Annotated in this window: 8 protein-coding genes; 1 reads left to right on the forward strand and 7 read right to left on the reverse strand. The window is 60.3% G+C overall.

Going from position 1 to position 11510, the window contains the following annotated elements; genetic code table 11:
- Window positions 1-47: 47 nt before the first annotated feature.
- The 5 genes from I6E73_RS12260 to I6E73_RS12280 form a co-directional block, all read right to left on the reverse strand.
- Window positions 48-1943 carry a helicase HerA-like domain-containing protein gene (locus tag I6E73_RS12260; protein WP_197125958.1) on the reverse strand — a complete coding sequence of 632 codons (1896 nt, stop codon included), beginning with the start codon at window positions 1941-1943 and terminating at the stop codon, window positions 48-50.
- A 4-nt stretch (window positions 1944-1947) separates the two neighbouring features.
- Window positions 1948-2634, reverse strand: coding sequence for a phosphatase PAP2 family protein (locus I6E73_RS12265; protein WP_307784306.1), 687 nt, complete (start codon window positions 2632-2634; stop codon window positions 1948-1950).
- A gap of 88 nt (window positions 2635-2722) precedes the next feature.
- Window positions 2723-3952, reverse strand: coding sequence for a multidrug effflux MFS transporter (locus I6E73_RS12270; protein ID WP_197108003.1), 1230 nt, complete (start codon window positions 3950-3952; stop codon window positions 2723-2725).
- A 145-nt stretch (window positions 3953-4097) separates the two neighbouring features.
- Window positions 4098-5951, reverse strand: coding sequence for an ABC transporter ATP-binding protein (locus I6E73_RS12275; RefSeq protein ID WP_197125959.1), 1854 nt, complete (start codon window positions 5949-5951; stop codon window positions 4098-4100).
- A 123-nt stretch (window positions 5952-6074) separates the two neighbouring features.
- A complete protein-coding gene (locus I6E73_RS12280; protein WP_231600913.1) occupies window positions 6075-8087 on the reverse strand; it encodes an RTX toxin in 2013 nt (670 codons plus the stop codon).
- Between the two features lie 363 nt (window positions 8088-8450).
- Here I6E73_RS12280 and I6E73_RS12285 point away from each other — a divergent pair, with 363 nt between their 5' ends.
- A complete protein-coding gene (locus I6E73_RS12285) occupies window positions 8451-10049 on the forward strand; it encodes a response regulator transcription factor (RefSeq protein WP_197125961.1) in 1599 nt (532 codons plus the stop codon).
- 473 nt (window positions 10050-10522) lie between these two features.
- Here the strand turns inward: I6E73_RS12285 and rplL are convergent, their stop codons facing one another.
- Together rplL and rplJ are read right to left on the reverse strand one after the other, a co-directional pair.
- Complete coding sequence (gene rplL, locus I6E73_RS12290; protein WP_197108011.1) at window positions 10523-10900, reverse strand: 50S ribosomal protein L7/L12; 378 nt, start codon at window positions 10898-10900, stop codon at window positions 10523-10525.
- Window positions 10901-10939: 39 nt separating this feature from the next.
- Window positions 10940-11455, reverse strand: a complete 516-nt coding sequence (gene rplJ / locus I6E73_RS12295; protein ID WP_197108013.1) for a 50S ribosomal protein L10 — start codon at window positions 11453-11455, stop codon at window positions 10940-10942.
- Window positions 11456-11510: the final 55 nt, after the last annotated feature.

Genomic DNA, 11510 nt, shown 5'->3' on the forward strand with positions numbered 1-11510 from the left:
TGCGTGCCCGAATACCCGCTGCGGAGAGCTCCGGATACGGGTCGGAACTACCGACGCTTGAGGGTCGAAAAAATTCCGCGAAGCACCTCGCGCACGACCGTCTGTCCAGTTCGTGAACTCAAGGCGTCGCCCAAAACGTTGGGCTGCTTGCGCGTTGTCGTGCGTGTAGTGGTGCGCGACGTGGTCTTTTTGTTCATGTCTTTGAGCGCTCGTTCGTAGTCGGCTTGCACCTTCGCCTGCTCCTTAGCGTGCGCCTTCGCGAGCTTCTCAGCGTCTTTAGCGGCAACCGCAGCAGCGTCTGCCGCCGCCTCCGCCGCCTCCGCTTTGGCATCTGCCTCAGCCGCCGCATTCATCTTGCCGGCCAAAATCTCCCGAGCAGATTCCCGATCGACCGCGGTGCCGTAGGTCTCCATCAGCGGGGATGCGGCGACCGCAGCTTCCATCGTGGCGGCGTCAGTGGGCGACATCGAACCTTGCGGTGCGCGCAATCGCGTCCACGCCACGGGAGTCGGAGCGCCCTTCTCGTTCATGACAGTGATGATGGCCTCGCCAGTCGCGAGTGACGTCAGCACCTCCCCCAGGTCGTAGCCCGATGTGGGGTAGGTCGAGACGGTCGCCTTGAGTGCCTTCGCCGAATCCGGCGTGTGCGCGCGCAGCTGATGCTGGAAGCGCGAACCGATCTGGGCAAGCACATCGCTCGGAACATCCTTGGGGGTCTGGGTGACGAACACCACACCGACGCCCTTGGAACGGATGAGCCGCACCGTCTGAGTGATTGACTCAATAAAGTCTTTCGAGGCATCGTTGAACAGCAAGTGGGCTTCGTCAAAGAAGAACACGAGCTTGGGCTTGTCGATATCTCCGACCTCGGGAAGGTCATTGAAGAGGTCAGCAAGAAGCCACATCAAGAATGTCGAGAAGAGCGCTGGTTTGTTGCTCACGCCCGGCAGCTCAAGCAAGCTCACAATGCCCTTGCCTTCCGCGTTGGTGCGCAGGAAGAGTGACGTATCTATCTCCGGTTCGCCAAAGAACTCGTCGGCGCCCTCGTTCGCAAAACCGATGAGCTCACGCAGGATGACGCCAGCAGTCGCCGACGACAAGCCGCCCAGGTTCTTCAACTCGGCCTTGCCATCATCGCTCAGCAGGTATTGCACGACAGCGCGCAAATCGCTGAGATCAACCAGCGGCAGTCCTGTCTGATCGGCGTAGTGGAAAATCAGGCCAAGACTCGACTCCTGCGTGTCATTGAGACCGAGCACTTTCGAGAGCAGCAACGGCCCGAAGCTTGAGACGGTCGCACGAATCGGCACGCCGATGCCCTTGCCGCCGAGCGTGAAATATTCGGTCGGGGATGCCGCGGGCTGCCAGTCTTGCCCGATCGACTCGGTGCGCTCCAGTAACTTCTCGCTCGAACTGCCTGCCGTAGCAATGCCCGAGAGGTCACCTTTGATGTCGGCGGCGAAGACGGGAACACCGGCAGCCGAAAGCTGCTCGGCCAGCACCTGCAACGTTTTCGTCTTACCGGTTCCGGTGGCACCCGCCACCAAACCGTGGCGGTTGAGCATCGCGATCGGAATGCGCACCGGAACGTCAGCGAGCGCATCTCCATTGACGAGAGCGCCCATCTCGAGCACCTCACCGTCAAAGGCGTAGCCCTTTCGGATGTCGGCTACCTGAGCCGCGCTGAGAGGGCCATCACCGGAGTCGGTCGCCTGGGTGGCTTTCGCTGGGGCCGACTTCGCCGCTGCCGGCCTGTCGGCTGCCGGTTCTGAGGGCGCGGCCTCCGGTGCGGTCTCGGCGGTCGTTGCCTCCGACACTGCGGCCGCGGCCTGCTCGGCGGCAAGCGCGGCCTCAGCCGATGCCAGCTCGGCGGCCGCGAGCGCGGCCTGCGCCTGGGCTAAGGCTTTCTTGGCGGCTTCTACTTGGGCTGCGGCATCCGTCATTCTTCTAGCCTACGGAGTGAGGTCGCCCAGCGCTCTTATTGATGCCAGATTGTGGGTCTTCGGTCGCTAAGCGATGAGCGAATGGCGCCCACACAATGATCGCGACACCAACACCGAGGAGTGCACCTCCGATGGTGTCGCTCAGCCAGTGCGCCCCCAGATACGTGCGACTCAAGATCATGAGAATTGTGTAGGCGATACCGGCCACCAGCACCCACCGACGCTGCAACAGGATGATGAGCACGACCGTGACGGTAGCGGCGTTGGCCACATGCCCCGACGGGAATGAACCGATATCGGCTGTGACCAAGATCTCCTCGGGACGCGCGCGACCAAAGAGTGACTTGAGTAACTGAACAACGCCAGCGCTCAGTGCTGACGCCAGCACAAAGTAGAGCGCTGCCGAACGACGTTTCGCAATAAAGAACGCAAGCGCGGCCCCCAGCGGGACTACAAATACCCCGAACCAGCCACCACCCACAAAATCCATGACCAGAGCTGGCGCGGTGAAAATATCGGCACGGACGCTCAGCAGGTCGTCGAGTACGAGCTGGTCGAGACTCAGCACGCCGTCTCGCGTCGCGATAAGAACACCGAGCAGCACGGCCAGCACCACGGCGGTCACTCCACTGATAAGCGGCCATCGCTGGGTAACCTGACGAGCTTCCGCGGGCGAAATTTCAGTATTCACCCATTTACGGTACCGGGTGAATCTTGGCGAGTGCCGAGACAATCCGCGGCTGTCAGCGCTTCGTGAGCCTCAGCACTTCTCGCGATGCCTAGCGCGATAGCGCGGGCACGGTTCGCGGACGGATGACAGTCCACATGACGATGATCGACACGATTGCGGTGCTCCCCATCACAATGCCCATCGGGATTGCGTTGGTGATTCCGAAGGCGCCGACGATAGGCGAGGTGAGTCCGGCAAGCCCAAAGTTCACGGCGCCCAACACTGACGCCGCCGTCGCCGCTTCTCCCCCGTGGTTGGCGAGCGCCAACACTTGAGTACAGGGGAACGAGAAGCCACAGGACATCACGAAGAAGAACAGGGGAATCAGCACCGTGATGAGGTCGCCGTTCACAATGTCGAGGAACACGATCGTGGATGCCGAGAGCAGCAGCATGACTCCGGAGCCGGCAAGAATCCACTGCGGCCCGATGAATCGCATCAGGAACGCTGCGGACTGGACTCCGATCACGACGCCCACCGAGTTCACGGCGAAGACAAGACCGAACGCTTGAGGATCAAGGCCGTAGACGTTCTGCAAGAGGAACGGAGATGAGGCGAGGTAGGCGAAGAGCCCAGAGAATGTCATTCCCGCGATGATCGCCGTGCCCACGAACACCCGGTCAGTGAAGAGGGCCTTGTAGCGCTGCCCTGCCGTGGCATGGCCGAGATCTCGGCGCCGGGCTGGCGGCAGGGTTTCGATAATAAGGAACCACGCAGCTATCAATACCAAACCGGCGTAGATCGCCAGGAAGACGAACATTCCACGCCACGGGGTGATCAGCAGAAGCTGAGACCCGATGAGCGGAGCCAAGATGGGCGCAAGCCCCTGCACGAGGGCAAGGCGTGACAGCATCCGCACAAGAGGGAGCCCGCCGAAGAGGTCGCGCACGATCGCCATCGTGACGACAGCACCGGCCGCCGCTCCCATTCCTTGGATGAGGCGAAAGACGAAGAGAAGTTCGATGTTGGCTGCGAGGGCAACTCCGATACTCGCCATGAGATGCACGCTCGTGGCAACGAGTAGCGGAAGGCGTCGACCGATGCGGTCGCTCAGCGGACCGACGATGAGCTGGCCAAGTGCGAAACCCAGAGTCGTCGCGGTCAGCGTGAGCTGCACAATGGCGGCCGTGGTGTCGAGATCCGCTTCAATGAGCGGGAACGCGGGCAAGTACAGATCAACGGTAAACGGCCCGAGCGCAGTGAGCGCGCCAAGCACGAGGACATACACAAGCCGTTGACGTGCAGAGAGTGAGTCACCGGGATGAACGACGGTAGTCAAGCGATTCCTAGCTAAGAGAGTGCCCGGTTGTGGGCGCGGCAAAAGTAGTGTGCCCGCAACCCCGAGGGCTACCCCAGCCTACGCCCAGCGCCCGGAACGTTGGCGCTCGACGCAACAGCGCTCTCCGGCGGGATGCACGTGGCCCCTAGTCGGCGCGGTTCTGCTCCGCATACAACCGTGAGTACTCGCCGCCGCGCATGATCAACTCGGCGTGGGTTCCGCGCTCCACAATCGCTCCGGCGACGACAACGAATATCACGTCCGCCGAACGCACCGTCGACAACCGGTGGGCTACGGCAATGGTCGTTCGACCCCGCGAAGCGGTATCGAGGGCTGCTTGCACAATGCGCTCAGAGATGGAGTCCAACGCGCTCGTCGCTTCATCGAGGATCAGCACACTGGGGTCTTTGAGCAGCACGCGCGCAATAGCAATGCGCTGTTTCTCTCCGCCCGACAGGCGGTAACCGCGCTCCCCCACCGTCGTGGCGTAGCCATCGGGAAACGACATGATCGTCTCGTGGATGTTCGCAGCACGCGCTGCGGCTTCGATCTGCTCGGTCGTCGCATCCGGTCGCGCATAGGAGAGGTTCTCGGCGATGGTCGCGTGAAAGAGGTAGGTTTCCTGGGTCACAATGCCGATGTTGCGGATAAGCGAATCTTGGGTGAGATCCTTCACATCGTCGCCGGCGAAGAGCACGCGCCCGTTGCTCGCTTCATGGAGCCGAGGAATCAGATAGGACACGGTGGTTTTGCCGGCACCGGAGGGACCGACAAAGGCCGCGTACTGTCCGGGCTCAATCGAGAAGCTGACTGAGTCGAGCGTTGGCCGAGTGGATGCCTCGGCGTCGGGATAGCGGAAAGTCAGGTTATCGAAAGCGACCGCTCCGAGCTCGGCCCTATTAACCTCGTGGGCATCGGCCTTGTCGGTGATCGCTGGCGTGAGGTCGAGGTACTCGAAAATTCGAGCGAAGAGAGCCGAAGATGTTTGAAGGTCGAGCGCCACCCTCATAAGTCCAAGGAGAGGGAACATGAGACGTGCCTGCACTGTCGTGAAGGCCACGATTGTTCCGGCAGTGACGTCAACGCCACCAGTAATAAGGTACGCGGCAACCATATAGACGATCGCAGGAATGACCGACAAGAAGATATTGACGGTGGCGAAGAACCACTGGCCACTCATCTGCTGGCGCACCTGCAGGTCGACCTGTTGTTCGTTCTCGTCGGAATACCGCAGCGTTTCGATGTCCTGTTGGTTGAAGCTCTTGGAGAGAAGGATGCCCGAAACGCTCAAGGACTCTTGCGTGATTGCGGTCATGTTGCTCAGCGACTCTTGAGTCTTGGTGGCAATGCGCGCGCGGATCTGCCCAACGCGACGTTGAGCGATCACAATGCCCGGAAGCACAATGACGGCAACCACGGTGAGCTGCCAGCTGAGCACGAGCATGCTGATGAACGCCGCGATCACCGTGACGGTGTTGCCGATCACGCTCGACACGGTGTTGTTGAGCACGCCAGCAACGCCACCAACGTCGTTTTGAAGCCGGGATTGGATGACGCCCGTCTTAGTGCGGGTGAAGAATGCGAGCTCCATGCGCTGCAGCTGATCGAAGAGACGCACCCGGAGTGCACCCATGACCTTATTGCCCACTGTTGCGGTGAGGTAGGTCTGCCAGACGCCTAGCGCGGCAGACGCTATCCAGAGGGCGATCATGATGATGACGAGTTGCGCCAGCACGGGAATATCGGGTGTGCCTGACGCCGGGAAGAGGCCTTCGTCGAAGGCTTGCTTGGTGAGCAGCGGTGGCAGCACGCTTATGCCGGCGCCGATCAGCACAAGAGTGATGGTGAGCGTTAGCGCTGACTTGTGCGGCTCAAAGAGGTGAGCGATGCGCTGGAGGAGATGGGGGACCTTGGGGGCTGCAGCATTTTCTGCTTTTTGGGCGGAGTAGTCTCCGCCGCTAACTCGGCCACCGCGTCGCGGACCACCTACTGTGCTCATAATTCGAGCCTAGTTCGCAGTTCTGCCCTTAACGGCCAATCGCACAGCGCCCGAGTGCGCTGTGCGAGAAACCTCACACGGGAGTTCGGCGGGCAACTAGGGTTGCCCGCCGAACAGTCAGGATCAGTTTCCGCGAACTACCGAACGTCGTCGCGCAACGCTGAACCCTACGAGCACCAATCCGAGCTGCAGGAACCCGAGTCCAGCCAGTGTCGGAACGATTGTGCTCGAGCCTGTGTATGCCAGGGTAGGCAACTCAACTGAGGAAGGCACCGTGGTCGGCGGCTCCTCGGGAGGAAGCGGCAAAGTGGGCAGATCGCACACTTCGAGTGTCACTTCGCTCTGACTGATCAGTTCCATATCGGAACTAGCCACAGTCACTGTGTAGGTGGCGCCATTGGGAACGTTCTCGATGGTGACCGTTCGAGTCGTCATGTCTGCTTCGAAGGTGACAGGAACGACACCCTCTACCGCTTCACCGGTCGACTTCGTAACAACCGTAACGGTGTAGGTCTCTCCGACGAAGAGGTTGTCTGCCGTTACTTCGATGCTGGAATCTCCACCAACGGTGCACTCCACTTGCGAGCCGAGCACGGCTGGCATTTGCGGGCAGGCGTCCAGGTACATGTCTGCTGCAGCAGTCACTGTCGGGCTCGACTTCGTGTCTGTTACGACTACCCGGTACGTGTTCTCGGGCTCGAGGCCGTCAAACGTGAACTTCTGCGCGTTGCCGGTGCTGGAATCAAGCGACTTGGCATCTACAGCAACGTTGTCGAGCATGAGCGTGACGGTGTAGTCACGGCCGACTGCGTAGTTCGAGACCGTTGCAGTGATTGCTGCGGCTCCGCCAGGAACGGTGCACTGCTCTGCTGCCAATTCGACCGTGGTCTCGTTGGTGGCGCAGGGAAGGAGCGTAGCGGTAACGCTGTTCGTGTATTCCGGCTGGGCGGCATCCGTCACCGTGGCGGTGTACTTGCCTTCGGCAAGACCGGTCAGTGCTGCGTCATAGCGGTCGGTCGTTGCAACGTAGTTGTTCTCGGAGAGAACCGGCTGCTGAGAACCGTCGGTGATGACGATGGTGTAGGTGCGGCCAGGAACCAAACCATCAACGGCGAACGTGATCTCGCCCGCTGCATCAGAGGAGATAACGTCACACTGCGTAGCCATCAAAGTGAGCCCGCCGATTTCACCGGGGCACGGAAGGAACGTGTGCGTGCTGCTCTTCAGCGGCGTTGCATTTGCCTCACGAGTGTCAACGATCGTGGCGTAGTAGGTAGCGGACGGTGTTGCAGGCGAGTTGTAAACCCCGCTGGTTGCGTCTGCCGTGAAGGTGTTGCTGTCAACGACGGCGTCAGACGCTGCGTTGATGATGTCGATGCGGTATTCACGGCCGATAACGAGATCGCTCACGTTGATCTTCAGCGATGCGCCTTCACCAGGCACGGTGCATTCGTTCGCAAGGATTGCAATACCGGCAGTTTCAGGGCAGGGCACTGAGTGAACGGTCTTGCACGCCACGAGCGAGCGGTTCGTCGTGTCGGTGATCGTCACGGTGTAGGTCGGGCCGGCAGCCGTTCCCTCCCACGTGTAGCTTCCCGTGGTCTGTGTCGGCGTGTACTTAACCGTCTGGCTGTGACCGGAAGTGTCGGACAGCGTCACTTCGTAGGTGCGGTTAGCAACGAGATCTTTGAATTCTGCGGTGATGTCGGTCGAGCCACCAGGAACCTCGCAACGAGGAGCGGTCAGGCTGACGATGCTCTGCGCGACGCACGGTTCGGAGGTCTTGGTCCAGGTGCGGTTCCAGCTCGAGTTTGTGGGGTTGTTCCACGCGGTCACCGATGCGGTGAAGGTGTGGGCTTCGGTGGAGTTGGGGAACGCGAAGAAGTGCGATCCGTTCTTGCTGAACTCAATAACCTGCTGCTTGCCTCCCTCAAGTTGGAACTTGATGAGGTTCTGCTGGCCTTCGCCTGAGCCGCTAGCTTCGTAGTAGCGACCAGTAACGGTTACACCTTCACACGTAACGTCGATGCTCGGCGTGTGCGCTTCGGCTGCGGAGGAGACAGAAACGACTGCCAGTCCAGAACCGACCACAAGTGCGAGAGCGACCATGGCGGAGATGCCACGCAGGTCTCGCAACGACCAACGCTTACGTTGCTGGCCAGTGGCCTTATCGAATCGGGGGCTTCGATTTGCGGCGCGCCAGCGCGCCAAAAAGTTATTCACTTCGGGTTTCGCTCTCGGGTAACGAGGGACCTGGAACTATTCGAACCAATACGCTGGGGGGCGCGTTAGCCCGGCGGGGGATTCCGGGTAGCTCTATCGGGATTTGTCACACGTTCGGGGGTCAAGAATGCGACGTGCCTATTATGGGGGGTCGTGAGGAAATAATGCAAGCGCGGCGCGCGGAGGGAGTAGTCTGTAAATCCTCGCGTCACCCACCCGACCAGGCGAGATCTTCGAACTCATCGAGACAGCTGTCTCGAAGGGGGGAATACAGCAATGGCGACAGCCGACGTTAGCGCGCTCGAACGCGCTTTCGATGCTGCCCGCTCCGCAGGAGACTTCACGCTTGCACTCGACGAACTGAGCGAAGCGTGGCCCCGAGTGGTAAGTACGGCGGGTGCTTCACTGCGCACAATGCTCGACTCCACCCCAGACGATTTGTGGCACAGTGACCCGTGGTTGATTACCTGCTACGCGTCAAGTTTCCGCTCAGCAGACACTGCGAGCCGCACTACAGCGCTCCCGTACTACGAAGCCGCTTTCGCGCTCCTCACCCCCGAGACCCCCGCGTTCGTGCGTGCGACCCTATACGTGCGATATGCGGCAGCTCTTCGCTCGCTTGGCCGCCTCAATGACGCTCTCGCCGCGATCACAAGCGCGAGTGCCATCGCGGATAGTCGCGATGTCATCCCGCTCGCCCGGCGCGTTCCGCTCACCGCAGAGATTGCGCTTCAGCGCGGAGCAATCGCTCTCCACGGTGGCGATTTCGATCGGGCAAAAGCAGATTTCCGCTTAGCCGGCTCGCTCGCGGAAACGAATCTGAGTGTTGCCAATCAGCTGGAAGTTTTCGGATGTCTCGCTCTCATCCAACTCCTCATGGGCGACTTTGAGCATGCCCTCAGTTACGTCGCCAGAGCCGAATCCACGGGGGCTAGCCCCGCGCTGCGCGACAGCAGATTCAATGCCCCGGCGCTGATCACCGAGCTGTTGATCGGCGCCATGCAACGCGGCACAGACTCCGTCGGACCGCTCGTAGACAGGCTGCAGAAAGCGATTCGAGAGAGCGACTGGGAACCCTTAGGGCTCTACGCACAAGCCTTCACTGAACTCTTCGTCGGAAACGCCCACGAAGGTCTAGAAAAGCTTCGGCTAGCGCTCTTCTCGCTCGATGAATGGCAGCCCGTCGGCTTCGTTGATTCTGAGATTCGAGGACTGCGCGCCGCCGCTTTTCTGCAACTCGGCGACAGCGGAGCAGCCTGGGATGTACTCGCCAGCCTCTCCCCCACCCAGCACCACACCGTCTGCCCTAGCCGGCTTGTAGCTCACTTGCGCTTCGTCACCGGCGACGCCAGAGGTGCTCTGGATGCGCTGCGCGAATGTGAGACTTTGGGCGACAATCACTCAAGTCGCACGCTTGCCGATGTCTTTCTCGTGAAGGCAGCCGCGCATCTTTCCCTCGGGGGCGAAGAACAATCGGATGTTGCCTTCGACCGCGCCCTACGCCTGGCTGCGCGCAACCGCATGCACAGCCCATTCCGCCTTATACCCAGCGAAGTGGTTCAAGAAATGCTCACTCGCGCATCGACGCGAAGCCAGCCGCTTGAAGTTGGAGCGCTCATCAAACGACTCGACGGCCTTACGGTCGTCCTCGTACGGCGTGACTCACTAGCCCTGAGCGACCGAGAACGCTCAATCGCCCGCGAACTCGTACGCGGGCGCAACTCAGCAGAGATCGCGGAAACGCTCTTCATTTCGGTGAATACAGTGAAATCTCACCTCAAGAGCATTTACCGAAAACTGGGAGTGACATCGCGAGTCGAGGCAATCCACAAGTCCCGCGAGTTAGGCCTTCAGGTGGATATCACCCGCGACTAACCCTCTATTCACCCTCGCCGCTGTTGCTGCGTAACTTTCACCTCGATAGGTTAGTGACACCACTTCCGCTAGCCCCGTATTCTTTACGCGCCTAGCGGTCTCGTGCCGAAACATCCGCCTCCGGAACCTGATCCCTGGTGTCAACGGATTCGGCACGTTGGTGGGGCGCCCGGCTGGTTACCAGGCGCCCCACCCCCTCTCTCACACCGGTTCTCCCCCGAGACACTTTCCCCGGCAGTGTTCTTGTTAGCCCTGCGCCCGCTCGCGCAACAAGCCTTGGGGCGTGCTCTCGTCACACACGCGCCCCGCTATCCGCACGCATCCACACATGAGGCCGCAGAGCGCCCTCTCCGCCCCTCCCGGGCGAACCGCGACCCGAGTGTTGATTAACGCAGAAAGGCGCCACCCCGAAGGGTGACGCCTTTCTGGCAAGTAAGTCTCCAAAGAGACTCGAACCTAGTTAAAGGATTCGACTACTTAAGGGTTACGGTTGCGCCGGCTTCTTCAAGAGCAGCCTTTGCCTTCTCAGCGGTCTCCTTGTTTGCACCCTCGAGTACAGCCTTGGGAGCGCCGTCAACGACTGCCTTCGCCTCTCCGAGACCGAGGCTCGTGAGTGCGCGCACCTCCTTGATAACCTGGATCTTCTTCTCGCCAGCAGCTTCGAGGATGACGTCGAAGGAATCCTTCTCTTCAACCTCTTCAGCAGCAGCAGCAGGTGCAGCAGCAGCAGCAACCGGAGCAGCAGCAGTAACTTCGAAGACCTCTTCGAACTTCTTAACGAAGTCGCTGAGCTCGATGAGGGTCAGTTCCTTGAAGGCCTCGATGAGGTCGTCGCTTGACATTTTCGCCATGATTTTCTCCTATATTTCTTAAGCTAATTAACCCGCGCGTTACTGCGCGGAATCCTGCTTCTCGCGCAGCGCGTCGACCGTGCGAACGGCCTGAGCGAGCGGTGCGTTGAACAGATACGCGGCGCCGAACAGTGAAGCCTTGGCTGCTCCAGCAAACTTCGCAAGGAGCACCTCCCGACTTTCCAGTGCGGCCAGCTTGTTGACCTCTTCAGCGGTGAGCGCGTTACCGTCAAAGTAACCACCCTTCACCACGAGAAGAGGGTTTGCCTTGGCAAAGTCACGCATAGCCTTCGCAACGGCGACAGGGTCTCCGTGTACGAATGCGATTGCAGACGGACCAACGAGCTCTTCGTCGAACGACGAAATGCCTGCTGCGTTAGCTGCAATCTTTGTCAGCGTGTTCTTCACCACGGCGTATGTTGCGTGCTCACTGATTGACTTGCGCAGCGTCTTGAGCTGGGCAACAGTGAGTCCGCGATACTCGGTTAGCAGAACGGCGGTCGAGTTGCGGAAAAGATCCGTAAGCTCGGCGACCGATGCTTCCTTGTTCGCCATGGTGCTCCCTACTGGTTGATGTGTGTCTGCCTCAGAGCCGCACGGAAGTGTAAAG

Source organism: Salinibacterium sp. SWN248, from assembly GCF_015864575.1.
Classification (GTDB): domain Bacteria; phylum Actinomycetota; class Actinomycetes; order Actinomycetales; family Microbacteriaceae; genus Rhodoglobus.

Bases quoted from the DNA above. Each gene is read 5' to 3' on its own strand.
- I6E73_RS12285 (WP_197125961.1), top strand. From the start codon at position 8,451: ATGGCGACAGCCGACGTTAGCGCGCTCGAACGCGCTTTCGATGCTGCC.
- I6E73_RS12260 (WP_197125958.1), bottom strand. From the start codon at position 1,943: ATGACGGATGCCGCAGCCCAAGTAGAAGCCGCCAAGAAAGCCTTAGCC.
- rplJ (WP_197108013.1), bottom strand. From the start codon at position 11,455: ATGGCGAACAAGGAAGCATCGGTCGCCGAGCTTACGGATCTTTTCCGC.
- I6E73_RS12275 (WP_197125959.1), bottom strand. From the start codon at position 5,951: ATGAGCACAGTAGGTGGTCCGCGACGCGGTGGCCGAGTTAGCGGCGGA.
- rplL (WP_197108011.1), bottom strand. From the start codon at position 10,900: ATGGCGAAAATGTCAAGCGACGACCTCATCGAGGCCTTCAAGGAACTG.